The sequence below is a fragment of the Haliscomenobacter sp. genome (genome assembly GCF_033763495.1).
Taxonomy (GTDB): domain Bacteria; phylum Bacteroidota; class Bacteroidia; order Chitinophagales; family Saprospiraceae; genus Haliscomenobacter.
The window spans coordinates 49,975-74,532 of record NZ_JANRKL010000048.1 but is presented as its reverse complement, the minus strand read 5'-3'; the positions used below and the strand labels follow the sequence as shown (position 1 = coordinate 74,532).

The following is a 24,558-nucleotide window of genomic DNA, read 5'->3' as shown; positions in this document are numbered from 1 at the left end:
ACTTCCAGAGCCTTTTCGAGCGGGAACTCTTCGCGGGTAACCACGTTTTCTTCTACGCCGCCAAAGTTGAGCTTTGCCATAAGATATTTGTGTTTATAATGAGTTTTCAAAAAAGGATGGGCGCAAAGATAGAATAAATGCATTCTTTACAAAGGATGGAAAAAATTGGGGTTTTACAATTTCAAAAGCTTGAAAAATCAAACTGCTTTATGCATGGCTTGGATGTACAAATCCATTTTGTACAAATCAAGGTAGCGCAAATCCACCTTTTGGGGCCTTTGCAAGTGTTTTAAAAGGAAAGGCCGGAGCATTTTTAGCCCCCAGGCCACTCCAGGGAGTAGTTTCCAGCGGATGAGTTGGGTGTAAGTTTGGCTCAAGCGTGTTTCGACCCTTTTTCCTTGCTGTTGCAATTGTGCCAGATTGTCGACCGCCATTTTGGTTTTGGCCAAAAAAACGCTGGCGCTTTCCAATCCCAGATGTAACAATGGGTTATTGAGGTGTAGAATTTCAATGTTCATTTTGGCCAATTCCATCCCGAATAAAGTGTCCTCATGGCCATAGTTGCGTAAACTTTCGTCAAAAGTGATGCTGGAAAAGATGGATTTAGGGATTAAAAAATTATTGGTCATAAAAGAATGGTAGGGATTTTTTTGCCGCTCCAAAAAATCTTTCTGTTCCCGCTGCCTCCCGTAATGCCAATGCAGCAGATACTGCGGGTCGGAAGGCGGTTTGGGCAGATAAGCACGGCCACCGTACAACAAACGCTGCGGGTGCAAGACCTCCAAATAGGTTCGGATATAATTGGGCATCAGTACGCCTGAATCACAATCCATAAACAACAAATAATCAAATTTGGCCATTTTTACAAGTCGATTGCGGATGGCTGAACGCCCAATGTTTTGGGGCAATTCTTCGTAGCGGATGTTGGTTTTTCGAATCAAATCCCGATTTGAAACCTGGAATTCTTCAGATGAGGCATCATCTAATAAACAAATTTCGTAAACAACCCCCTCTGCTTCAGCTTGGCGGCGCAATTCCGTCACCAAATGAGTGACATTGTAGTTGTAGATCGGTAGGAGAATGGAGAGCAAGTTGAAAAGTTTAGGCTTGAAAAGTTGAAATGTTCGATTACGCAAGTTTCGGAATTCTCTTTAAAAATTTGTGACTAAATCGTGGTAAATTTTGTCACCCCCATCTCTTCAACTTTTCAAGCCTAAACTCCTCAACTTTCCCTTAACTTTGCGGAGTTGAAAAAAAACACCTTTCAATTAAAACTGAAACTTCAGAAAGTTTGTTAGATTTGCAAACAAGTTCAACACACGCACATGTCATCTACCACAACTTTGGATACTTTACTCAAGGATCCGTCATTGGCCAAACCACTCCGCGACATTGCTGAAAAAGTGGCACACCAACAACGCCTCAGTCCAGCTGAAGGGATTTTCCTATTTGAAGAGGCCGATTTGGGTTACCTGGGCGTTTTGGCCAATTTTGTTCGTGAACAAAAACAAGGTGGCAATACCTATTTTAACCGCAATTTCCACATTGAGCCTACCAATCTTTGTGTTTATACCTGTAAATTCTGCTCTTATTCCCGCTTGATCAAACAACGTCATGAAGGTTGGGAATACACCGCCGAGCAAATGTTGGACATCGTGTACAAGTACGACAATGAGCCAGTTACTGAGGTTCACATCGTAGGAGGTGTATTGCCCCAATACGATTTACCTTTTTATGTGGACTTGTTCAAACGCATTAAGGCACATCGGCCCGAGTTGCACATCAAGGCACTCACTCCGGTTGAATATCACTACATCTTCAAAAAGGCCAAAGTGAGTTATGAAGATGGCATGAAAATGATTGCCGATTCAGGGGTTGACTCACTGCCCGGCGGAGGAGCAGAAATTTTCCATCCGGAAATCCGCGAGCAAATTGCCGGAGACAAGTGTACGGGTGAACAATGGCTTAGAATGCATGAAATTTGGCACGAGTTGGGGCGCAAGTCCAACGCTACCATGCTTTACGGCCACATTGAAAATTACAGCCACCGCATCCACCACCTGGATGAATTGCGCAAACTCCAGGATAAAACCGGAGGCTTTCAGACCTTCATCCCACTTAAATTCCGCAATCAGGACAATGAAATGTCCCATATTCCGGAGGTGAGCACGATTGAAGATTTGCGCAATTACGCTGTAAGTCGAATTTACCTCGACAATTTTGGCCACATCAAAGCCTATTGGCCCATGATCAGCCGCAACGTGGCCCAAATGGCGCTATCTTTTGGCGTAGACGACATCGATGGTACCATTGACGATACCACCAAAATTTATTCAATGGCTGGTTCAGAAGAACAAAACCCGGCTATGAGTACCCCAGAATTGGTAAAACTCATCCGTAGTGTAGGTCGCCGCCCCATCGAACGAGATACCCTTTACAACGTTATTCAGGACTACAGCGATGTAGTTTTTGAAGAAGACCATCAATTCCGTGGCTACCTGGATTTGCCGGTGGTCAATAACTAATGGTTGAGCAGTTGAGCAGTTTAGGAGTTTAGGTTACCACAGCGGCTTAGACGCAAGGGATTCTAAACTCCTCAACTTCTCAACTCCTCCACTACCAACAATTATGAAAAGCATCTATATCATCCGACACGGCGAAACTGACCTCAACCGCAATGGCATTGTACAAGGCAGCGGAGTAGACACTCATTTGAACGAATTGGGAAGGCAGCAGGCCCAGGCATTTTTCCAACGCTATGCGGATCTGCCTTTCGAAGTAGTGCTTACTTCAGCCCTACGCCGCACGCATCAAACTGTACAAGGATTTATTGATTCCGGAGTACCCTGGGAACAATGGCCCGAAATCAACGAAATAAGCTGGGGTGTTCACGAGGGACAGCAGAATACTCCTCAAATGCATGAAGAATACAGCACCCTGGTCCGGCACTGGAAATCTGAAAATTACGACGCCAAAATTGACGGTGGTGAAAGTGCACAAGAATTGGCCAAGCGGATGCAGCATTTTGTGGATCACCTGAAGGTTCGCCCTGAAAAACTAATACTGGTGTGCAGCCACGGCCGGGCTATGCGTTGCCTGATGTGTGTCCTCAAGGACAAACCGCTGTACCAAATGGATCACTTCCACCATGCGAATACAGGCTTGTACAAGTTGAGTTACGATGGCGAAAGCTTTCATTTTGAACTGGAAAATGACCTAAGTCACCTGGAAAACATTCCAAGTCTATAGGTCTTAGCAAAGTTAACATGAACGACAAAATTCGGGTTACCGCAGTCAGTTATTTGAATACCAAGCCACTGCTTTATGGATTGTTCAAAAGTCCGGTAGCGGCGGAGTTGGACTTGCAATTGGACATTCCCTCCATTTGTGCCGAAAAATTGCGCAGTGGGCAAGCCGATTTAGGTTTGGTGCCCATAGCCATTCTGCCCGAGTTGGCGCAGGCTTACATTGTTTCTGATTATTGCATTGGTGCCGAAGGCGCGGTCAAAACGGTGTGTATTTATGCCGAAAAACCACTGGAAGAGCTCAAAACCATTTACTTGGATTACCACTCGCGGACATCGGTGGAGTTGGCGCGAATCCTGGTAAAGGAATATTGGAAGATGGGCGCAGCACTGCTCCCAGCCAAGCCTGGTTTTGAACATAAAATTCAGGGTGATACTGGCGCTTTGTTGATTGGTGACCGCACCATGGGGCTCGAATCCAAATTCCCTTTTGTATATGATCTGGGAGAAGCCTGGTTGCAGCATACGGGTTTGCCCTTTGTGTTTGCAGCTTGGGTGAGTACCCGACCACTCGATCCAGCTTTCATCCAACGGTTCAATGCGGCTTTAAAAACTGGGCTGGACTACATTCCTGAGCTGATTTATTTGTTGCCGGCGCAGCCCGATTTTGACCTGAATACCTATTTCACCAAGTACATCAGTTATCCTTTGACCCAGGGAAAAAAGGAGGCTTTGCGCCTGTTTTTAGGAAAAATCAATCCAGAAGCGCAAAACCAGATTCAGTTTTTTCAGGAAGATGCACCAGCTGTGGTGGCTGCATACTGATGATTGTCGCCACCGTACCGTTTCAGTAGCTTGTTTCAAACCAAAAAGTAGCTAACTTCGTTTGTACCTTTGATGAAAACGAAGCTTCGTCATTCTTTATTCGTCTTCGATATTCTTTAGACCAACATCAATCATCAATGAAAAACAAACTTTTTGCCCTGAGTTTGGGTTTTTTATTCTTTGCAAGTGCCTGCCATAACCAGGCCAGCATCAACGCACAAACCAAGGATATGAAAACAGATAAGATTGCCGCCGCTGACAAAGAATCCATCACCCTTGCCGGTGGATGCTTTTGGTGTGTAGAGGCGATTTACCAGGAAGTGGAAGGCGTATATTCTACCGTATCGGGTTATTCAGGTGGCTCCGACATCGATGCCAACTACAAGGCGGTATGTTCAGGTATGACTGGCCATGCAGAAGCTGTTCAGGTGACCTTTAATCCCAATGTCATTGCGTTGGAAGACATCCTGCGCATCTTCTGGAGCACCCACGATCCCACCACCCTCAATCGCCAAGGTGCAGATGTGGGTCCACAGTACCGTTCCGCTATTTTTTACAAGGATGATCGCCAAAAAGCCATTGCGGAAAAGTCGATTAAAGAGGTGGCTTCCACTTTGTGGGATGATCCAATTGTAACTACTCTGGAGCCTCTGCTCGATTTTTATCCTGCGGAGGATTACCATCAGGATTATTACAGCCTGGTGGGAAATCGGAACTCTTACTGCACTTTTGTGATCACGCCAAAGGTGACAAAGTTTCGGAAGGAGTTTGCGGATAAGTTGAAGAAGCATTAAGACGGAATTTTTTCACCACCTGAGAATCCTGAGGCACCGAAGAGACATCCTAGATTATGCATTGTAGGGCCCCTGAGGTGACTCTTTAGTGACTTCAGTTTCTTAGGTGGTGAAAAAATATCATCCATTCACCCCAAAAACAAGGCGTGTCACCCTCCAACGCTTGATCAAAAATTCGTACAAAGCCCAACACAATCCAAAAGTCCCAGCTGCCAGGCACAAAAACTTCAATTCTGGCGACCAGCTCCAATTGGTTATCGGATAAGCCAGGCTGATGATCACACTTTGGTGCAAAATATAAAAGGGATAAACGGCCCGGTTAGCGTAACTCAACAGTGCACTTGGTCGATTCAAATACCGATCAGCATAACCGAATATCGCCACCAGAGCACTCCAGCTATAAGCAGTATTCAAAAATTCGTACAAGGCCTCCAAATTTGCAGTCCATTTTACCTCGGGCAACCAAAAACCAAAGGTCAGTATTAGCCCCAAGCTTATCGCCAAGCCCAGTGCCCATACCCGCCAATGGGTTATCGCCTGCCGGAACCCATCCTGCGTACCCAACACAAAGCCAAGAATAAAAAGTGAGAAGGAATGAAAATGATTTTCCCAATCCCAGGTCAGGTTGTGCGTGGTTGGGAAATCGATCACAAAATTGGCGGCCCAATGCCAAAGCACTACGGGAAAAAACAACCAAAAGGGATTTTGGACTTTCTCAGCCAAATACGCCGTCAATTTTTGACCTCTGGCACTGCGCAGCCAGCTCCAAAGCGGAATGCCAATTAAACTATACACCAGAATATAGGGCAAGTACCACAAATGATGCCAACTAAAATTCCCTTCAGGGTATGGTTGGAATTGAAAAACGGTAGCCCAAAACTCCAGGTAACTGTAGGTCTCCCCCTGGGTCAATCTTTCGAAATAAATCTGCGGTGGAACCACCACCAGCATGCCAAACAACAAAGGTATCCCCAAGCGTTTCAATCGATCCTGCGCGAAAGCACCCGAGCTGCGTTTGCGCAACAAAAACTGTATACTTATCCCTGAAATCAAAAACAACAGGGGCATCCTCCAACGGTTGAGCCAGACCATTGGGAGCTCCATCCATTCGGCTAGGACATTGTTTTTGATGTGCCATTCCCAGGACACAAAAAACATCCCGGTGTGATACAAGATCAATAGACTGAAGGCGATGACGCGCAGCCAGTCCAGGTCGTAGCGACGGGTACTTGCTGAGCTACTCGGCTGTGTTTCGGTGGGTGTTTCAAATACTTGTTGACGCATGATTTCTTTTTTCTGCAAAACTCACTGAAAACCAAGGAAAGTTGTGAATGTGCTCATTGGCGAGATGTGCGCGACAGGTGGGAAGTACGATTCCCTAGGCACTAAAGGGACACCTCAGGCTATTCATTCCAATCTACTCCGCCACGCGGTTGGCGTCATCCCGGTTTGTTTTTTAAATGCCGTATTAAAAGCAGACTTCGACAAATACCCCACCCGCTCAGCAATGTCTTCGATGGTCAAATCACGGGTATCTGGGTGGCGCAAAAGTGCCTGAGCCTCTGCAATGCGGTACTGCGCAGTCAATTCAAAAAAACTGGTTCCCAAGTCCTCATTCAAGGTTTGAGTCAGGTGATGGGGCTGCACTTTTAACAATTTTGCCAAACTTTGTAAAGAGAAGCCCGGCTGAAGGTAAGGCTTGTGTTCTTCCATCAAAAGTCGCAATTTTTGGGCAATTGCTGCCTTGTCTTTGTCTTGGAGGGATGAGCGATTGTAGCTTTTTTTCTCAGGTTGCAATTGCTCAAACAGTGCCGTTCGGCGCAACATGGTTCCCATGATCAGGTACATGCTCAGGGAAATAAAACTGGCGATGATGTGATCGCCACGGTCGTCATCATAATACACTTTAGTCAAAAACAAAACCACCAGGATCACCACACTGATGAGTACAATGCCTCGCGACCAACTCAAGCGCTTATTGCTGGTAGCCCAAAATGAAAGTTCAGCCCTACGAAAAGCCTGCGCCAGCACCCATGCCGACAACCCAACATAAACTGCCCCTTGAATGATCATACTCTCATCTAGCCATTGTTGCAAGGTAAATCGCCATCCCATTCCTGAATAATCAAGCAAAAGTGGTATCAATTCTGGGTGCCAGGCATTCAGGTTGCTGTTGTATTTGTAGGGAATGGGCAAAGAGTACAGGGCAACACAGGAATACAAAAAATAGATCCCTGCCGGGGCAAAGTGCAACCAAGGGTGGAGTTCCCTTTTTGCACCCAAATAAGCCCGCAAAGCCAGGTAAAGTGCAGGTGCAAAAATAAAGTTACCCGCCTCGGAAAAATCAACCAGCCACAAAATCTGGAACATCAAATTGGAATAACCCAACCACACATCAAACACCAAAATACTCAGCACCAAAAGTGCCAGGCCAAAATAGCGATTAGCCGTCTCTTTTTGCCGCAAAAAGAAATAGGACAAGGATAGCCCTTGGACAATGCCCAGCAAGATGAAGAAGACAAAAAAATCAGCATAAAAAGGTGGAAAAGTCTTGGGCATAGGGTGATGGTCATTTCGTGGGGAAATTTACGACAGAATTCTTTTTCGGGAAGTAATAATATGGGAAGTTATTGGAGTAAGTCTCCATACCAGAAAACTACTCCACCTTTCCCTTCCGATAATACCCAATGTCCGTAAAATTAAAATACCTTCTCGGCAAATCCGAATATGGATAAATGCCCCATTCGGTAAAAAAGGAGTTGTTTGCACTCAAGGTCCAGTCAAAACGAGCCGGGTCTTCATCAATCACAATTGAACGGGGCGCTTCTGGATTGCGTAAGGAAGACAACAACCAAAACTCAAAGGAGGAGCCCCAACTCATTATCAAGGTATCCATTGGTACATCTTTTTCACTGATGATCAGCTTTTTACTTTCCATTTGTTCCAGCTTGTCCAGCATCTTGTTTTGTACCGTGAGGCGGTTTGTGTAGGGTTGGTGCAGGGAACCAATGTGGAAAATCCGTACAGCCAATACCACGCCCAAGAGCCCGAGTACTACCGGGGTCTTTTTGATCAGCGGCAATACATCAAATATCAATGGAAGAATGACAAATACACTCAAAGGCAGGTAAAAACTCTCGATGTGGAACTGCGGCATACCCTGAGCGTAGGATACGTTGACCATTAAAAGATAAGCAAAAAACATTCCTCCCAGTAGGAGTAATTTCCACCATTTGCGTTGCATGCCCAAAACAATCAAACATGCAAGCAGCCCAATCGGCAAGAGGTAATAGTCTTTTTTGCAGTATTCAATAAAATTGAGGTTTGACTGGATGTTGAAGTAACTAGGCAGGGTTTTGAAATTGTTGATGCCCTGACTGGCCTGGTTGTCGTATACAGCAGTCGGCATTACAAAGTTTTTGAACAATAATATCATCGAAGACAGGATCGCCACCGTCCAAAATTGCTTTTTAGGCAGGCGCAATTGTTCATCCAACAAGCCAAACAGCATCAAATAGGACAGCAAAAACGGAATGAGCGGGTGAAAATACAGCAGCGTGATCAGGATCAGGAAAAAGGCTGAAATTTCAAAAGCATTGTAATCTGCCCATTGCCGATCACGGGTCATGAAGGCCAAAAAAACCATTGACAAGGCAATACCCTGGGCAAATTCAATTTGCATCCACCAAAAGGTGTAGGAGACAATAAAGGTGTTGATCAGCAGAATCCCCAATGCCAAATTGCTGTTTTTCAGCCAGCGCTGCACTACGTAAAAGCAAGCAAAATAATAAAACACCACCCCAACCGAATAAATGATCATCACCCATTTGATTGGCAGATGGAGCTGCACCGCGATCCAGGGAAAAAACTGGGTCAAAGCCGAGCCAAAACGGTTGGCCTGGATTGCAAATTCACCTGAACTGGCGATGGAAAAAATCAAAAAAGCGGGATCAAGGAAAATGGTGCGTTCCTGGTAAAAATAAGCTGCCAGTGCCCCCAGAGCGAAGTAGCCACATAGTCCTAAAATCAGTACATGCCTTGCTTGCATAACTTTGGTTTAATACATTTTAGGGAACCAAAAATTATTGAATACCACATCGTTCCCCCTCCGCCAAAAAATGTTATCCTCTGGGCGGCCAATCTGCCGCACCAAAAATTCGTCAACGTAAACGTCCTTGATGTTCATGTCCTTGTATTCAAGATCCATCCGAATCGTCGCGCCAGCCCTACTGGCATTGATCGGAAAGACGACCAGGCCCCAGCCGTTGTTGTCCAGTACCTGCAAGTCGAACTTGCAAGAGTTGTGGATGATCAATTTTTCACGACCCGCCACGTCAATTTCATATCCTTTAAAGTTCATTCGGGGTCGCTGATCATCTCCAAGGTACACCCAAACGGAGCATTCAGTATTGGCCGCGGGGGTTTGAAAGGTCAAAAACGGAATTTGCCGCCGTCCTTTGCCCCAAAATTTTCTTTGCCCTGCAAATGCCCCTCCACCTTGATAGGATTTTGGAGATTTTAATTTATCAAAATTCTCGTAATAAAACTGATAAGTGCTATCTGGCAATAAAAACCCATCCCGCTGAAATCCTTTTTGTAAGGTACCTTCATAACCGCCCTTGATGTCTTGCCGCCAGGCATTGATGGCCTGATCGAAGGCATCCAAAGGTAATTTGCGCAGTTGCACCAGCGAATCCTCGTACAACATTTCGCTAAACCGCAACAAATAGCTGGTGCCCTGGGTGGTCGAAAAGTACTGGCCTTTGTCCAGCACCACCAAAAAGGGTTTGTTGTTGGGCAAGTCCTTCAATACCTCGAAAGGCCGATAAGGAAGGTAGTCCAAGGGTACCCGCCGAATCGTTTGCGCAAAAGAGGTGCGACTCATTTGTACCCCCATGTTGCCAAAACCATAAAGCCAAGCTGGCAAAGTGGCCAAACGCACCGCGTTTCCAGGCGCATCCACAATAAAATTTTCCGAACCTACATGAAAATAAGGCATTGGCAAAACTGCCTGATAATCCAACAAATTGATGTTCTTGAACCAATAGCCCGGTCCACTTTCAAATTCCTGGCGATTGTAGTGGGCCTCGTCTTTCCAGGGTTTGATGAAGGAAGCAGTTGACATGAAGTAAGATTCCATGCCGAGGATCAGCAAGGCACCGCCAATCAGGATCGCCCGGCGGGTGCCCGTCCAAACCTGCGCTTTTTGGTACAACAAATACCACAGTACGATCCCCCAACCGTAATAAAAGGCCCAGGCAAAACGCCCTTGTCCCCTAAACTGGCGGAAGGGCCCCAGGTAATCGATCAAAAAATCCAAACCAGGCAATACAAAGGGCAAACCCAGTGAAACAACCAACATGAGGAGAATGGCTGGGAAGAAAAGTCGCAAAAACCGTGGGGCCAATTCTTCGGTTTGAGGCAATACTTTTTTGCGCAGCAAAGGGATAAAAAAGGCGATAAACCCAACCACGCCAACCAGTCCTATGTAAATTTCACTTTCAAAAGTCATGTTCCGGATGTCCACCACGTTTTTGTCGATCCAGGCCCAATAGGGCATTTGAATTGCAGTAACGATACCTTCCCAACGCGCCCGGTAATCCAAAAAGCCAAAAGGAGTAGGTGGGCGGTCCGTCACTGTATCTGTGCTCATCATCCAGATTTGGATGAGCATAAAGGGCAATATGACCTGGATGCCATAATGCATACTAAGGCGAATGACCTCTTTCCAACTTTTGTGCTTCAAAAAAGTAAACAAAAAATACCAGCCAATAAGCATCCCCGCAATGGCCAGGTAATACATGTGAATCAGCCCATAAATACCAATGACCACACCAATAATGCCACTAATCAGGTATGATGGCTTTTCTTCAAAACGCAACAACAAATAAATGATCAAAGGCACCACAAAACCATACGACAAGGCATAGTGTGCAATTGGCCGAAAATGTTGGGGCGACATCAACATGATCCCCAGTGCCGCCAAAGTGGCAAACCAGGGGGCTACATTCAATTTTGTCAAAATCAAATACAACAACACCGCACAAAACAAAAAAGAGAGCACAATGGCAATATTCATGATCGCAATGGTATGCTCCGAAATGTCTACAATATTTTGGCTGATGAATTTCAGGGTATTGGCCAAAATGGGTTGACAATCCGTATACATGATGTGTTCCCCGTAGGGATAGTTCATTCCCTCAAAATGGGTATAGGTGGCGTCGTGTTTGATGTGGTAATAAACGGTGAAGTAGTTCTTGTAGCCATCCCCATACAAGTTGAAAAAAGTATTATCGGGATCCGTAAGGTAGGGCCGGTAATGAAAAAACAAGGCGGTAGCTGATAGCAAAACCGTAAACAGCAATCCTAAACCTTTATGTTGAGTCATAACGCGCTGCTTGATATTAAGGCAATAATTCTACGAGGCAATCGTCTACGTAAACATTCTGGAGGCCAGGATTGTGAATAAAACAACGCAACTGGTTTTCAGGAGCGAGTAAATCCTTCAGGGGCATTTCCAAAACCAGTTGTTTCCAACGATTGGTACCCAGGTCGCTTCCCAATACATTGACCTGATCCACTTTGAGCGGATTGTTTTCCGGGCTCCATACCTGAACCACCAGGGCCGCAGCTGTACCTTCATCTGGAATCAACACATAAGCGCTGAAACGCACTTTGGAAAATGGCTTGGCCGATATGTTTTTAAACTGCTGGATAAACGCTGGGCTAAACTCCAAGGCGTTGCTCATCCGGCAAAAAGCTTTGCCACTGTGGCTCACTTTGCCCAGGGATACATGGGGATTGTACCCAAACTGGCCTTCAAAATCGTTTAGGAAGGCAAATTCACCCAATGCAGTTGCTTCTTTTTTACAAGCAAGAGCAATTGCGAATACTAAAAAAAGAGCAATGACAGGTACCTTATGTCTCATAACTCATTTAGCTTTAAACAATCCATATTTCAAAATACAATAAATCGCCCGAAAGCCATCTTTCCAGCCAATTTTTTTGCCCTCTTCATAAGTTCGACCATAGTAGGAAATGCCTACTTCATAAATGCGAACCCCTTTAATGCGGGCAATTTTAGCCGTAACTTCAGGCTCAAAGCCAAATCTTTTTTCCACCAAATTCAACCCCTGCACCACCTTGGTATTGAACAACTTGTAACAAGTTTCCATATCCGTCAAGTTGAGGTTAGTGAACAAATTGGAAAGAAAAGTCAGGAATTTATTGCCAATCGAGTGCCAAAAAAACAGGATGCGGTGGGGTTTGCTGCCCATGAAGCGTGAACCGTAAACCACATCAGCAAAACCTTTCAACACTGGTTTCAACAAGTCGTTGTATTCATCCGGGTCATACTCCAAATCAGCATCTTGGATAATCAGGTAGTCACCCGTAGCATGCTGAATACCAGTATGGAGTGCGGCACCTTTACCTGCATTGACAGCGTGTTTGTAGTATTGCAGGTTGAGTTCGGGGTGTTGATTTTGGAACCTGAACACCGCCGCTTCAGTATCGTCCTTGGAACAATCATTCACCAAAATGATTTCCTTCTCAATGCCATTGATCAAGTTTACCGCAACAATTTTATCCAGGATCAGGTGGATGGTTTTCCCTTCATTGTAGGCAGGCACTACAATGGACAGTTTTTTGATCACCACAGCACTATTGTTCATTAAAAGCTTCCAGTTTAAGTTCGTCTACCAGAATTGGCATTACCCCTCCCCCATTCCAAACGGATACGCCGACCCGGTCAAATGATGCCTTGGGGGCTTTAATGTCAAAAAATAAAGTTTTGGTTTCTCCGTCGTTGAGGAAGCGGTACACCCGGATTTGTTCCGATTTCAGGATTTCTCCACCATTGTAAAAAATCAGCAACAATTGAGGGCTTGACCAAATGTTCCAATCCTTGGTCCGACAACGGAAGGTGCCACTGGCCCGCAGCCAGCCCGCATCGCCGGTAACAAAGGGAACCGAGTACGAGGCCAGGCTTTGCACACTCGCATTCAAACAAGCACTGCGCTGGCCTTCAATAGGCGGTAAATCACAAATGGCGCTTGAGGTATCTTGTTCAAAGTTTTCGTACACCAATTGCCGTACCTCTTTGCGTACACCATAATAGCCAGGTTCATTGGTATCCAGGAGTTTCAGGGTTTCGGTATCTGCCTTTTTAAAGCGGCCCAACACATTCCAATAATAAGCCCGATTCACCTGTTCGGGAACAAACAAACCACCCCAGTGGGCCTGATGGATCCACCAAATGTTGATGTACACAAAAACCAGGGCAATTGCACCAAAAACATATTTCCAAATCCTGCTTTTTAAACTCGCTTCCACAAATGCAGTCAAGGGGAAGGCCAAAATGGGATAAGCTTGAACCATCGCCCTTTGCCCCAAACTCCCACCGTACCACCAAATGTCCCAGGCAAAAGCAATGTACATGAACAAAAGGCTAAAGGCCAATAAACCTGGAAAAAGTGTACGATGCTGTTTGGACAATTGACTGAATCCAATCAATGAAAAGACCATAATCGGCGCATACATCAACCAACCTGCGCGATAACTGAACAGACAATTCCAAATGTGGGGCCGCAACCAACTGAAGCCCTCTTCCTGATAACTGTACACAAACCAATCGCCGGAGACGTATTTCCAATAGATCAATTGCAGGGAACCCACCAATCCAGTTACGATGACGGCTACTGCCAAGTAGCGGAATTTATTTTTAACGAATTGCCATTTTTCAAGCAATCCACTTTTTAGCGGCAAATTAAACGACCACAACAGGGGAATCAAAGCACTAATGATTTCCGTAGGCCGCACCAAGGCCGCCAAACCAACCAACAAACCTATCCCTACAGCCTTGAGGTAGGTCTGTTTTTCATAAAAATTGATGGTCAAAGCCAGGAGCAAAGCATAAAGCGTGAACAGGTAATTGTGCGTCATGGACCCGGTGATGCTGCCGTATTCAAGGTAATTGGTGCCATAAACCAATAAAATCAGGGTAATTCCCGTAGCTAGATCACTAAAAAAACGCAGCAAAACCCTCCGCAAAACCAACAAGCCCAAAAACGCCACCAACAAGCCCCCGACAGCCAACATGAACTGGTACGGAAATGAAAAACCATCTGCCGGATGTGCATCGCTCAACGAGGCCCAGGTATGCGCAATCAGGAAAAAAGGGGAATACAAGACGGCCTGCCCCAAGGAGTATTTCATCACATAATTCCCGCTGGGGTGCAAAAAAGCTTGTTGAAAATCGTTGGTGGGCCGGTATTGTTGCAGAATCTGATCCTTGAAATGCACCTGCTTGATGTCCTTGTAGATAAAGAGAGCGGGCAAATAGTAATAATACCCGGTAACATCCCAGCCTATCGTCGCTTCCGCGTAGTGGTTTTTCCAGCGTGGAAAATAAAAGAAGAGGGCTGAAAAAAGGATTGCCCAACAAAGGAAGAGACTGAGCAGGGACTTAGGTGTTTGCATTGGATGTTTGTACTAAAGTTAAATGGAGGGAATGTAATACTACCCGGGCACCAAGATAGGGTAATTTTTTATGCTCATTTCGGATAGGCGATGAAGAAATAATTCAACTTTTCAAAAAATTGCCGCTCAAAGCTTTTTTGGTCAAAAGGCCTCTCCCCCTTCAACCAGCCTTGTAAGGTACTTATGGTATATCCACAACTTTCAAAATAGCTAAAAACTTGCTCCGGTCCAGCACCATAATAATCGGAAGCCCCCAAACCATGCTCGAACAAAACTACCGGACGCTTTTGAAGCAAGGTTTGTTTTGCTCCCTCCAATACCAACATTTCCCCACCTTCCACATCTATTTTGATCAGATTCACTTTTTGATCTGCTGTCAAAACCTCGTCTAGTTTGGCCGTACGTACCGTAATGCTGGTATCTTCTTCCCCTTCCCGATCGTATTTGCGCTTTTGCAAACCACTGTAGGATGGGTTGGATACGACATAGTTGAAGGTGGCTTCACCAGTCTGATTGCTCAGGGCAATGTCCAAAATTTCACAATTTTGCCCCTGGTACTTGGCTTTTAAGGCCTGAAACATCAATGGAATAGGTTCAAATCCATAATGTTTACCCTGTGGCGCTGCCTGCAACATCACATCCAATACTTCACCCTTATGGCAACCAACATCTACACAAGTACTATCAACTTTGCAAACCTTTTGAATCACCGCTCTGGTTTGGCGATCATAACGCTGGTTCTGCGTAAAGGCAATCGGCAGTTTTTTAAGGAGTTGTTTGATGGCTTCTTTCATAACTTAATCAGTGCTTTTGTCTTGCCTCCATATACCGTAGTCAGTAGAATTTCCACGTTTTTTGGGGCTCGTCTTAGCGGTACCAGATAGAAGGCACCCTTTTTCAAATGATCTTTGCGTTGGACCACATGGGGACGCAAACGGTTTAAATACACAATCGTTGTATAGGCCACCACTTTTTCCTGGTAGGCCGTGTAGAGGGGCGCGTCGCCCACGATGCGATCAATTTTTTGAGCCAGGGCCCGGTCTCGCTGGGCACCACTTTCGTCATTGCGCTGGGGCAATACCGTCACATCGAATACAATCCGAATGCAGGCAAAAGCAAGCAGCAAGAAAGGCAAGGCAATCTGTGGCTTTTGCCAAACCAACCAGGTGAACAGGCCCATAATTGTGGAAGTACCCAAAGCCCAGGCGAAAGTGCTGCTGCGCATAAATTGCAATTCTGGCAACCAGGGCAATACCCAGGCGCCCAAAGCCAGAATAAATAAAACCAATAAAACCAGGCTGCGAAAGCCCCCTTTTGCCCACTCAGGCGCAGCAGCCCGCTGTGCATACCCCCAAGCCAAAATCAGGCAAGCCAGCGGGTACAACATGTACACATAACGCATCCGGGTACCCGGTGAAATCCAATAAGGGAGTGCATTGAACAGCAACATCAGGGTGCAGAAACGCACCAAGGAATTTTGCTGGAACAAAACCGATTTCCAGTCCTTCCGCCACAAAAAAAGCAGCAAAAAACTGGCCGGGGCCATGTCTCCAATCCAGTTCAAAGGAAAAAGCAGCAAATGACTTACAAAATCACCAAATGAGTTACTAACCACCGTTCGATCTCCAGATTCGGTGAGCATTCGTGTCCAAACCCGACTTAGATCATGGTATTGGGCGTATTGGTGATAATAAGCGAAAAGCAGGACGCCCAGTAACGCAATGCCTGCAAAGTGCGCAGGATAGAACAGTACCTTAAAGCGCTTTTTGTCTATAAAATACACCAATAAAGATACTGCTGTAAACACAAAAGAAGGCAAGCCCTTGGTCAATACCCCTAATGCACAACTCAGGTATACCAACAAAAACAAGGGCCAGTAACGCTCTTTTTCTCCAAAATGATAAATGGTCAAAATGCCAGCAAACACAATCAGGGAATAAAACAAATCAATCTCCGCCAACATCGAAAAGAACAACAAAACGCCTGCTGCGGTCAAAAACAACAAGGCACCCAGTATTGCTGTAGAAGTATCCTGCCAATACCGCTTAGCGGCAACATACATCAATCCGGCAATACCAAAACTGGACAAGACAGTAGGCAATCGCAGTCCAAACTCGTTGAATCCGCCAAAAAGATTACCAAAAGCAATCAGCAACCAATTGTACAGTGGTGGTTTGTTGTAATAGTATTCTCCAATCAGGGTGGGCACCCAGCCGTTTTGATTGGCCAGCAATTCCATGGCCACGATGGTCCGGCGCGGTTCTTCCAGGTACAGTGGTTGTAGGCCCAGATTCAAAAGATATCCGACCAGCAGCAAAAAAGCAGCGCAGAAATAGAGAAAATTGTCATTGAGTCGAATACCTTGCATGCTTAAAATTGGAATATATTGGCTAAAATTGGGAAGCAAATGAAAAACCTCCCGCTTTAACCTTATTTTTGCCCCACTACTTAGGCGGGTCAAATTTACTCAAAGCGAAATGAAAACTGCAAGAAATTACGATTTAGCCTTGCTTTTGCTAAGATTGGCTTTTGGTGGGCTGATGATGGGCCTATGGGGAAAAAGCAAATTTTTGCAACTACTGACTGAAAATCCGGTGCAGTTTCTCGATCCTTTTGGTATTGGGGATCAGGCAACCTTGGCTCTTTGTGTATTCGCGGAAGTGTTTTGCGCAGCTTTAATCGCTTTGGGTTTGTATACCCGCCTGGCCTGTATTCCACTTATTTTCAACATGATCATGGCCATTACCTACGGGCACGATGGCCAACCCTTTGTGGAACGCGAGCACGCCATTACTTACCTGGTGCCCTATGTGGTCATTTTTCTGATGGGCCCCGGCTGGTACTCCTTGGATGCCCAAATCCGTAAATCGTTGGACTAAATGAGACACATCCTCTTTTTTGGAAGTATGCTGCTTTTTTTCGCCTGCAATAATCCAGAGCAAAAAAAAGATCAGGACAAGGGGTATCTGATGATTGAAGGTCAGACGATGGGTACTTATTACCGCATCACTTATCAAGACAGCTTGAACCTCAACATTCAGTCCGAGGTTGAAAAAAGCCTGGCTGAGCTGAATGCGGAGTTATCCACTTACGACAGCACCTCACTGATCTCTGCTTTTAACCAATCCACGGCAATTCAATTCAATATACCCCTGAGGGCACGGCATTTTTTGGCCAACTTGAATAAAAGTGCCGAAGTGTACCGCAGCAGCAAAGGCGCATTTGATCCTACTGTAGCTCCATTGGTGAACTATTGGGGTTTTGGGTACACTGGTTCCAAACCCGTCACAGAGGTGGATAGTACAACCATCAAAGCCTTGCTCGATTTGGTTGGCATGTCCAAACTCAACTGGACCACTCGTGGGGACTCAGTGCTCATTCGCAAACAAATGCCGGGCATCAAATTGGATTTTAACGCCATAGCGCCAGGTTATGCAGTTGATGAATTGGGTCGGGTTTTAGAAGCTAAAAAGATTTATAATTATTTGATCGACATTGGTGGCGAGGTTTTGGCCAAAGGACGAAACCCACAGGGCAAAGATTGGGTACTGGGCATCACCACCCCCAAAGAAGGCGCCGAAAGTACTGACATCCAAACAACGGTGCCCCTTCACAATCAAGCCCTGGCAACCTCGGGCAATTACCGCAAATACTACTCTGTAAAAGGAGTAAAATACAGCCATACCCTCAACCCTAAGACCGGTTTTCCCGAACGCAGCAAACTGTTGAGTGCCACCGTCATCGCTCCCGATGCCATGACTGCCGATGCATATGCCACTGTTTGTATGGTGCTGGGTTTGGAAAAAGGTTTGGCACTGATCGAATCTCTGCCTAACTTGGAGGCGTATTTCATTTATGGCGATCCAAAGGGGGCCATGCTGGTAAAATATACTTCAAAATTTAAAGATGATAGATGAATGATGATAGATGAAAGCGGGTAACACAAAACCACCTTTCATCTTTCATCTCTCATCTATCCTCTTTTATCTCTCAAAAAATGGATCTGAATCTAGAACGTGATCTTTGTTTTTTCGATATCGAAGCAACTGGCCTCAATGTAGTGCGCGACCGCATTGTACAAATTGCCATCATCAAATACCCCAAAGATGGTCGCGAACCCCAGGAGCTTTCTCTGATGATCAATCCGGGTATTCCTATTTCCTTGGAAGCGATGTTGGTGCACGGCATTCAGCCCAAGGACGTAGCCAATAAGCCTACCTTCCAACAATTGGCCCAAAAAATCTGGGATTTTATTGGCAATGCCGATTTGGCTGGCTACAATTCCACCCGTTTTGACATTCCCATGTTGATGGAAGAATTTGCCCGGGTGGGGATGGAGTTCGACATCAGCAAGCGCAGGATGATTGATGTGCAACGAATTTTTTACAAAATGGAGCCCCGCACCCTCAAGGCCGCACTTAAGTTCTATTGCGACAAAGACCACGATGAAGCTCATGACGCCATGGCCGATGTACGTGCTACTATTGATGTGTTCGTCGGCCAATTGGGCAAATACGAAGGAGTAGATTACCGAGATGAGGATGGCAACATCCTGGAGGCTCCCGTGAAAAACGATGTACAATCTTTGCACGAATTTACCAACGACAATCGTTTTGTAGATGCCACCCAAAAACTACGTGCCGATGTCAATGGAGACATTGTGTTCAATTTTGGCAAATACATCAATAAACCAGTCGGTGAAACCCTTTACGAAGACCGCCAGTACTACAATTGGATCCTCAACAAGGAGTTCACCTCCCAGGTCAAACAGATGGTCAAAAAACTGGTACGTGATTACGAAAAGGGGCTGAAGGGTAAAGACGAAAACGGAAACAAGGAGTAAACTAACATGAAAAAAATGTTGAAGTTTGTGCAGTTGGGAATCCTGTTTGGATTATGTATACTTTTTTCCACTTGTGCCACCCGTGAAGAAGGATGCAACGATGCCTTAGCCAATAATTTTGACCTGGGTGCCGATAAACCCTGCGATGGATGTTGCGAATATCCAGGAGTACGCATTCGCCTTACCCACAAGTACGGCACTGCAGCCATAGTCTACAATCAACCTATTTTTACCGATGGTTCAGGCAATACTTTTGGGTTTCGGGACCTCCGTTTTTACCTTTCCAACTTTCAGGTGCTTTCAATTGGCAACAAGGTAATTGATGTCCAGGAGCCCCTGGATGTATACTTGGAAAAAACGGCTGGAGATACTGTAAAAACCAGTATACCCAACAGCTTTGGCCTCGCTCGGGGGATTGGCCAAGCCGACATGTACATCCAATCCTACCGGGATACCGCCACCATCAATCGCATACGCTTTACTGTTGGCGTAAATGGAGAAATGAACCAGGCCAACCCCTTGCGCTTACCCAGCGATCACTCCATGCGCAGCAGCGTATACGATGGCATGTACCTGGGTGCACAAAATGGTTACGTTTTTACTCGAGCCTTGTATTATGCCAAAGATACCGTTGATGTCAAAATCAGTGGAAGCGCCAACCTGCGGACTGTTGAAGTATCCTTCAGCCCAATTAAGCTCCAACGTGGATACAACCTCAATGTTCTGATGGATGTGGACTATGCCTATTGGTTCCAAACCGTAAATGTCAACAGTGATACTCCGGCCCAAATCAGTCAAAAAATCCTACAAAATCTGGCCCAATCCTTCACGGTTACTGCCGTTTCTACTGGTTTATAACACTTTTCTGCCTGGTTTTCCCTTTTTTATGCTGATTTTCCTTGGTTTAGTCAGCATTTTATAGCCTTTTTTCTGTTTTTTTTCACAAGTCTCTTTATCTTTCTTGCCTGCAGCTTGTAAAGAACCTACTTACACCTGGCTTATGACCAGCTTATTTACTTAACCAAATGTCATCATGCAATTCATGACCCGATTGACCCTCCTCAGCTTACTGTTCATGCTCACGGTAAGCTTCTGTTTCGCACAGGACAAAAAACCGGATGCCCCGGCAACACCTGGAACTCCTGGAACTGCCGCCCCCAAAGAAACGCCCAAACCCGGGCCAAAACCTTTTAAAGAAGTCATCACCGACAAAGCCATCAGTAGCAAAGGTTTGCTGAATGTGCACAAAGTAGAAGACAAATGGTTCTTCGAAATCCCGGATAGCATTTTTAAACGGGAAATCATGACTGTCACTCGTTATTCCAAAACCGCAGCAGGCGGTGGAATTTTCGGAGGTGAAGAAGTAAACCGCCAGGTGATTGCCTGGGAACGCGGCCCCGACAACAAAGTATTTTTGCGGTCCATCACCCAAATCATCGTCAGCCCGGATAGTACCAAGCCCATTTTTAAGGCCGTAAAAAATTCCAGCGCTGATCCAATCGTAGCTTCCTTTGACATCAAATCGATCCGCAAAGACACTTCGGTTGTCATTGAGGTCACCGATTTTTTCAAAGGCGACAATCAGGTTTTTTCTTTGAGTCCGATTACCAAGCAATTGCTCAAAATTTCTGACTTCAAAGCTGACCGTTCCTATATTCAAAGCATTCGTACCTACCCGATCAATACTGAAATTCGTACGGTAAAAACCTTTGGTTCACAATCTCCAACGCTCTCCCTTACACCAACTCCCCAAATCGGGACCTTCCTGCCCGCCGGAGTTGATGCAGGGGTAGTGACCATGGAGTTCAATACCTCAATGATCATTTTGCCTAAAAAGCCAATGCGGGTCCGGCATTTTGACCCAAGGGTGGGGTATTTCTCGACCGGGTACGGCACTTTTGAAGAAGAATCCCAAAAGGCTGACGCAGAACAAATCGCCGTACGCTGGCGCCTGGAGCCCAAAAATGCTGCAGATGCCCAAAAACAAAAGCGCGGCGAACTCATTGAACCAGCTAAGCCTATCGTTTATTACATCGACCCTGCTACTCCCCTCAAATGGCGGAAATACCTCAAACAAGGGGTAGACGATTGGCAAAAAGCTTTTGAAAAAGCGGGCTGGAAAAATGCCATCCGGGGCGAATACTGGCCCGAGCAAGATACCACTATGAGTCTGGAGGATGCGCGGTTTTCGGTGATCCGTTACTTCGCTGCTGATATCCAAAATGCTTACGGCCCCAATGTCCACGACCCACGTTCTGGCGAAATTCTGGAAAGCCACATTGGTTGGTACCACAACGTGATGCGCCTTGTACGCAACTGGTACCTGATTCAAACCGCGGCCAGCGATCCGAGAGCACGCAAAAAAGATTTTGACGATGAACTGATGGGCCAGTTGGTGCGTTTTGTGTCTTCTCATGAGGTCGGGCATACCCTGGGCCTGCGCCACAACATGGGTGCCAGCTCAGCCACACCAGTTGAAAAACTCCGGGACAAAGCCTGGGTAGCTCAAAACGGCCATACCTCCTCCATCATGGATTATGCTCGTTTCAACTACGTAGCTCAACCAGAAGATGGGGTCACTGACTTTTTTCCCCGCATTGGCGACTACGATATCTGGGCCATCGAATGGGGCTACAAGTACTTCGTTGATGCAAAAAGTGATGAGGAGGAGAAAAAATTGCTCAATGACCTGACCAAAGAAAAGGTAAAAAATCCACGCCTGGCCTTCGGCACCGAAGTGAGCCCCAACGACCCACGATATCAAACTGAAGACTTGAGCGACAATTCCATGAAGGCCTCGGAATATGGGGTTAAAAACCTCAAGCGCATCCTGCCAAACCTGCCCGAGTGGAGCAAAGAAAATGGTGAGAGTTATTCCGAATTGGAAGAACTGTACAACAATGTGGTCGGCCAGTTCAACCGTTATCTGGGCCATGTCACCAAAAACGTAGGGGGCATTTACGATACGCCTAAAACTTACGATATGGCCGGAGCCGTATTTGAAGCAGTGCCCAAAGACCGTCAAAAAGAAGCCATGGCCTTTTTGAGCAGCCATTTGTTTGAAACGCCAACCTGGCTAATGGAAGGCAATATTTTGAACAAAATCCGGCCTGATGCAGGTGTGGACGCAATAAAAAAATTGCAAGAAAGCACCCTGAACAACTTGTTGTCGGGTAGTCGCATCGCTCGCTTGTTGGAGACTGGTAAAGATGGCAATTACACCCTGGATGAAATGATGACCGATTTGCGCTCCAGCATTTGGTCAGAGTTGAAAAGCCAAAAAGCCATCGACATCTACCGTCGTAACCTGCAAAAGGTCTTTGTGGAAAAAGCCATTACTTACCTGGCCCCCAAAGATCCCGCAACCATCCAATACGTACCAGCAGGAGGTGCTTATGGCTCAAACATCCTTCGCGTTGATCTAAAAACCACCGACTTGCCTTCCATCACCCGTGGGCAATTGGAGTCTTTGTTGTCGGAAATCAAGGCGGCTATTGGTGCAGCACCGGATAAACTGACGAGATATCATTTGGAGGATGTGGCGAATCGTTTGGATTCGGCACTTCATCCGAAGTAATAAAACATACGTTCTTTGCTCCCACCTCCCGAAAGTTTGAATCTTTCGGGAGGTGATTTTTAGATTTTTGGCAGCCAACTATTTCCCATGACACCAAAGACCCATACTCCTCATCGCTGGAACACCTACGAAATCCTCTGGTTCCTCTTTTTCACCGCCATTGCCATCACCCTTTGTATTCTTTGGAAAAACTCACTTTTTGACTTCAGTATCTTTTTATCTGGTGTGTTTTGTGTACTTCTCGCTGCAAAAGGCAATGTATGGACTTACAGCTTTGGCATGTACAACTCTCTGGCTTACGCCTATCTGGCTTACAATAATCATCTATTCGGCGAGGCCTACCTCAATCTTTTCTTTTTTGTCCCTACCAATATCTTGGGCTACCTGCTCTGGAAACCCAAACTGGATGGTGCCTACGTTCAAATGCGCGCCCTGAATCTGAGGTGGATCATCCTGACCTTGCTCATATGTTTGCTGAGTATTGCTGGAATGGGTTATGCATTGGCTTTAAACCCAGAACAAAACACGCCATACATTGATGCTACCACCAATGTTTTGTCCATCATCGCCACCATCCTGATGATGTACCGATATCGAGAGCAATGGCTTTTGTACATTTTGCTCAATGTATTCACTGTTTTGATGTGGGGCATCCGCACGGCCAATGGCAGCGCCGAAGGACCTTTGATGATCCTGATGTGGTCGGCTTATTTGATCAATGCTGGGTATGGGTATTGGAACTGGAGTCGTGGCGTAAAATTAGCCTCAATTGTATGAAAACAACTGGTCTCACCCTCGGCAAATACGCCCCCTTCCATCGGGGGCACCAATATGTCATCGAAACCGCCCTGGCGGAAGTTGACGAAATGGTGGTATTGATTTACGACACCAGTGTAAGTACCATTCCCCTTAGCGTACGGGCCAATTGGATCCGCACCCTTTACCCCCAGGTGACGGTCATTGAAGCCTGGGATGGCCCCGAAGGTTATTCCAACGAACGGGGCTTTGAAATTGAACAAGAGGAGTATATCCTAAAAATGCTCGATGGACGGCGCATCACCCATTTTTACAGCAGTGAATTTTATGGGGATCATGTCAGCAAAGCCTTGGGAGCAGTGGATCGACGCCTGGATGAAGCCCGCCAAACTGTGCCCATTTCCGCTACCATGATCCGGGAAGATCCTTTAAAGTATCGGGCCTTTATCGACGACCATGTTTACAAAGACCTGATTACCAAAGTAGTTTTTGTAGGCGCCATGTCCACCGGAAAATCAACCCTTACGGAAGCATTGGCCCAAAAATACCAAACTACTTTTGCGGCAGAATATGGTCGGGAATATTGGACCAATCACCAGATTGACCGTAGGATTGGTTTTGAAGCTTTTGACGAGATTGCCATCGGGCATCTGGAGCGGGAGGAAATTGCTTTGTTACAAGCCAATCGTTATTTGTTTGTGGATACGAATGCCATTACCACCTATAGGTATGCAAAAGATTACCACGGCAAAGCACCACAACTACTGACCCAACTGGCCTTGGAGAATGCCCAGCGTTACGACCTCTTTTTTCTATGCGATGTGGACATTCCTTACGACGATACCTGGGACCGGAGCGGTGACCAAAAGCGTCAGGTTTTCCAAAAACAAATCATCGCTGATTTACACGAACGGCGAATTCCGTACATTACCCTGCGAGGCACCTTGCCTGAACGAATGGATCAGGTAGCCGCAACTTTGGCCAATTTTGAAAAATACGGCAATTATTTTGGGAAACGCGGTTTAGGGCAATAAAAAA

At 45.9% G+C, this 24,558-nt stretch carries 21 protein-coding genes; 11 read left to right on the top strand and 10 right to left on the bottom strand.

The annotated features are described in order from the left end of the window. Positions 1–197: 197 nt before the first annotated feature. Positions 198–1,091: a glycosyltransferase family 2 protein gene (locus tag SFV55_RS06050; RefSeq protein ID WP_320028577.1), complete on the bottom strand. Its 894-nt coding sequence runs from the start codon at positions 1,089–1,091 to the stop codon at positions 198–200. A 234-nt stretch (positions 1,092–1,325) separates the two neighbouring features. On the opposite strand from SFV55_RS06050, the gene SFV55_RS06045 reads away from it, so the two are divergent. The 4 genes from SFV55_RS06045 (at position 1,326) to msrA (ending at position 4,864) form a co-directional block, all read left to right on the top strand. Then, the gene (locus tag SFV55_RS06045) at positions 1,326–2,525 is read left to right on the top strand and encodes a CofH family radical SAM protein (protein ID WP_320028576.1); all 1,200 of its coding nucleotides are present in this window, start codon (positions 1,326–1,328) and stop codon (positions 2,523–2,525) included. A 103-nt stretch (positions 2,526–2,628) separates the two neighbouring features. Further along, complete coding sequence (locus SFV55_RS06040; protein ID WP_320028575.1) at positions 2,629–3,249, top strand: histidine phosphatase family protein; 621 nt, start codon at positions 2,629–2,631, stop codon at positions 3,247–3,249. 17 nt (positions 3,250–3,266) lie between these two features. After that, positions 3,267–4,070: a menaquinone biosynthesis protein gene (locus SFV55_RS06035; protein WP_320028574.1), complete on the top strand. Its 804-nt coding sequence runs from the start codon at positions 3,267–3,269 to the stop codon at positions 4,068–4,070. Positions 4,071–4,207: 137 nt separating this feature from the next. Next, positions 4,208–4,864, top strand: a complete 657-nt coding sequence (gene msrA, locus SFV55_RS06030) for a peptide-methionine (S)-S-oxide reductase MsrA (protein WP_320028573.1) — start codon at positions 4,208–4,210, stop codon at positions 4,862–4,864. A 120-nt stretch (positions 4,865–4,984) separates the two neighbouring features. Here msrA and SFV55_RS06025 read toward each other — a convergent pair whose 3' ends face one another. The 9 genes from SFV55_RS06025 to SFV55_RS05985 all read right to left on the bottom strand — a co-directional run bounded on the left by SFV55_RS06025 (position 4,985) and on the right by SFV55_RS05985 (position 16,712). After that, positions 4,985–6,148 (bottom strand): acyltransferase family protein, encoded by a 1,164-nt coding sequence (locus tag SFV55_RS06025; protein ID WP_320028572.1) that lies wholly within the window; start codon positions 6,146–6,148, stop codon positions 4,985–4,987. Positions 6,149–6,271: 123 nt separating this feature from the next. Next, complete coding sequence (locus SFV55_RS06020) at positions 6,272–7,423, bottom strand: helix-turn-helix transcriptional regulator (protein ID WP_320028571.1); 1,152 nt, start codon at positions 7,421–7,423, stop codon at positions 6,272–6,274. Positions 7,424–7,520: 97 nt separating this feature from the next. Beyond that, positions 7,521–8,912, bottom strand: coding sequence for a hypothetical protein (locus tag SFV55_RS06015; RefSeq protein WP_320028570.1), 1,392 nt, complete (start codon positions 8,910–8,912; stop codon positions 7,521–7,523). 9 nt (positions 8,913–8,921) lie between these two features. After that, complete coding sequence (locus tag SFV55_RS06010) at positions 8,922–11,252, bottom strand: hypothetical protein (protein WP_320028569.1); 2,331 nt, start codon at positions 11,250–11,252, stop codon at positions 8,922–8,924. A 16-nt stretch (positions 11,253–11,268) separates the two neighbouring features. Next, on the bottom strand, positions 11,269–11,793 hold the full coding sequence (locus SFV55_RS06005) for a hypothetical protein (RefSeq protein WP_320028568.1): 525 nt from the start codon (positions 11,791–11,793) through the stop codon (positions 11,269–11,271). 3 nt (positions 11,794–11,796) lie between these two features. Next, positions 11,797–12,537, bottom strand: a complete 741-nt coding sequence (locus SFV55_RS06000) for a glycosyltransferase family 2 protein (RefSeq protein ID WP_320028567.1) — start codon at positions 12,535–12,537, stop codon at positions 11,797–11,799. Continuing rightward, positions 12,527–14,344: a hypothetical protein gene (locus tag SFV55_RS05995; RefSeq protein WP_320028566.1), complete on the bottom strand. Its 1,818-nt coding sequence runs from the start codon at positions 14,342–14,344 to the stop codon at positions 12,527–12,529. Before SFV55_RS05995 ends, SFV55_RS06000 begins: the two co-directional genes overlap by 11 nt. Positions 14,345–14,418: 74 nt before the next feature. Beyond that, the gene (locus tag SFV55_RS05990) at positions 14,419–15,138 is read right to left on the bottom strand and encodes an FkbM family methyltransferase (protein WP_320028565.1); all 720 of its coding nucleotides are present in this window, start codon (positions 15,136–15,138) and stop codon (positions 14,419–14,421) included. Then, positions 15,135–16,712: an ArnT family glycosyltransferase gene (locus SFV55_RS05985; RefSeq protein ID WP_320028564.1), complete on the bottom strand. Its 1,578-nt coding sequence runs from the start codon at positions 16,710–16,712 to the stop codon at positions 15,135–15,137. The genes SFV55_RS05990 and SFV55_RS05985 overlap by 4 nt, the downstream gene beginning before the upstream one ends. Before the next feature lie 109 nt (positions 16,713–16,821). Here SFV55_RS05985 and SFV55_RS05980 point away from each other — a divergent pair, with 109 nt between their 5' ends. The 7 genes from SFV55_RS05980 to SFV55_RS05950 all read left to right on the top strand — a co-directional run bounded on the left by SFV55_RS05980 (position 16,822) and on the right by SFV55_RS05950 (position 24,554). Further along, on the top strand, positions 16,822–17,223 hold the full coding sequence (locus SFV55_RS05980) for a DoxX family protein (protein ID WP_320028563.1): 402 nt from the start codon (positions 16,822–16,824) through the stop codon (positions 17,221–17,223). After that, entirely contained in the window at positions 17,224–18,261 is a 1,038-nt protein-coding gene (locus SFV55_RS05975) for an FAD:protein FMN transferase (protein ID WP_320028562.1), read from the top strand. Positions 18,262–18,341: 80 nt separating this feature from the next. Further along, the gene (locus tag SFV55_RS05970) at positions 18,342–19,187 is read left to right on the top strand and encodes a 3'-5' exonuclease (RefSeq protein ID WP_320028561.1); all 846 of its coding nucleotides are present in this window, start codon (positions 18,342–18,344) and stop codon (positions 19,185–19,187) included. Positions 19,188–19,193: 6 nt separating this feature from the next. Beyond that, the gene (locus SFV55_RS05965) at positions 19,194–20,045 is read left to right on the top strand and encodes an MbnP family protein (RefSeq protein ID WP_320028560.1); all 852 of its coding nucleotides are present in this window, start codon (positions 19,194–19,196) and stop codon (positions 20,043–20,045) included. A gap of 175 nt (positions 20,046–20,220) precedes the next feature. Beyond that, entirely contained in the window at positions 20,221–22,764 is a 2,544-nt protein-coding gene (locus SFV55_RS05960; protein ID WP_320028559.1) for a zinc-dependent metalloprotease, read from the top strand. A gap of 87 nt (positions 22,765–22,851) precedes the next feature. Next, entirely contained in the window at positions 22,852–23,541 is a 690-nt protein-coding gene (gene pnuC, locus SFV55_RS05955) for a nicotinamide riboside transporter PnuC (RefSeq protein WP_320028558.1), read from the top strand. Further along, on the top strand, positions 23,538–24,554 hold the full coding sequence (locus tag SFV55_RS05950) for an AAA family ATPase (protein ID WP_320028557.1): 1,017 nt from the start codon (positions 23,538–23,540) through the stop codon (positions 24,552–24,554). Before pnuC ends, SFV55_RS05950 begins: the two co-directional genes overlap by 4 nt. Positions 24,555–24,558 lie beyond the last annotated feature (4 nt).

Coding starts and splice junctions, on each gene's coding strand:
- SFV55_RS06045 (WP_320028576.1), top strand. CDS start 1,326: ATGTCATCTACCACAACTTTGGATACTTTACTCAAGGATCCGTCATTG.
- SFV55_RS06040 (WP_320028575.1), top strand. CDS start 2,629: ATGAAAAGCATCTATATCATCCGACACGGCGAAACTGACCTCAACCGC.
- SFV55_RS06035 (WP_320028574.1), top strand. CDS start 3,267: ATGAACGACAAAATTCGGGTTACCGCAGTCAGTTATTTGAATACCAAG.
- msrA (WP_320028573.1), top strand. CDS start 4,208: ATGAAAAACAAACTTTTTGCCCTGAGTTTGGGTTTTTTATTCTTTGCA.
- SFV55_RS06025 (WP_320028572.1), bottom strand. CDS start 6,148: ATGCGTCAACAAGTATTTGAAACACCCACCGAAACACAGCCGAGTAGC.
- SFV55_RS06020 (WP_320028571.1), bottom strand. CDS start 7,423: ATGCCCAAGACTTTTCCACCTTTTTATGCTGATTTTTTTGTCTTCTTC.
- SFV55_RS06015 (WP_320028570.1), bottom strand. CDS start 8,912: ATGCAAGCAAGGCATGTACTGATTTTAGGACTATGTGGCTACTTCGCT.
- SFV55_RS06010 (WP_320028569.1), bottom strand. CDS start 11,252: ATGACTCAACATAAAGGTTTAGGATTGCTGTTTACGGTTTTGCTATCA.
- SFV55_RS06005 (WP_320028568.1), bottom strand. CDS start 11,793: ATGAGACATAAGGTACCTGTCATTGCTCTTTTTTTAGTATTCGCAATT.
- SFV55_RS06000 (WP_320028567.1), bottom strand. CDS start 12,537: ATGAACAATAGTGCTGTGGTGATCAAAAAACTGTCCATTGTAGTGCCT.
- SFV55_RS05995 (WP_320028566.1), bottom strand. CDS start 14,344: ATGCAAACACCTAAGTCCCTGCTCAGTCTCTTCCTTTGTTGGGCAATC.
- SFV55_RS05990 (WP_320028565.1), bottom strand. CDS start 15,138: ATGAAAGAAGCCATCAAACAACTCCTTAAAAAACTGCCGATTGCCTTT.
- SFV55_RS05985 (WP_320028564.1), bottom strand. CDS start 16,712: ATGCAAGGTATTCGACTCAATGACAATTTTCTCTATTTCTGCGCTGCT.
- SFV55_RS05980 (WP_320028563.1), top strand. CDS start 16,822: ATGAAAACTGCAAGAAATTACGATTTAGCCTTGCTTTTGCTAAGATTG.
- SFV55_RS05975 (WP_320028562.1), top strand. CDS start 17,224: ATGAGACACATCCTCTTTTTTGGAAGTATGCTGCTTTTTTTCGCCTGC.
- SFV55_RS05970 (WP_320028561.1), top strand. CDS start 18,342: ATGGATCTGAATCTAGAACGTGATCTTTGTTTTTTCGATATCGAAGCA.
- SFV55_RS05965 (WP_320028560.1), top strand. CDS start 19,194: ATGAAAAAAATGTTGAAGTTTGTGCAGTTGGGAATCCTGTTTGGATTA.
- SFV55_RS05960 (WP_320028559.1), top strand. CDS start 20,221: ATGCAATTCATGACCCGATTGACCCTCCTCAGCTTACTGTTCATGCTC.
- pnuC (WP_320028558.1), top strand. CDS start 22,852: ATGACACCAAAGACCCATACTCCTCATCGCTGGAACACCTACGAAATC.
- SFV55_RS05950 (WP_320028557.1), top strand. CDS start 23,538: ATGAAAACAACTGGTCTCACCCTCGGCAAATACGCCCCCTTCCATCGG.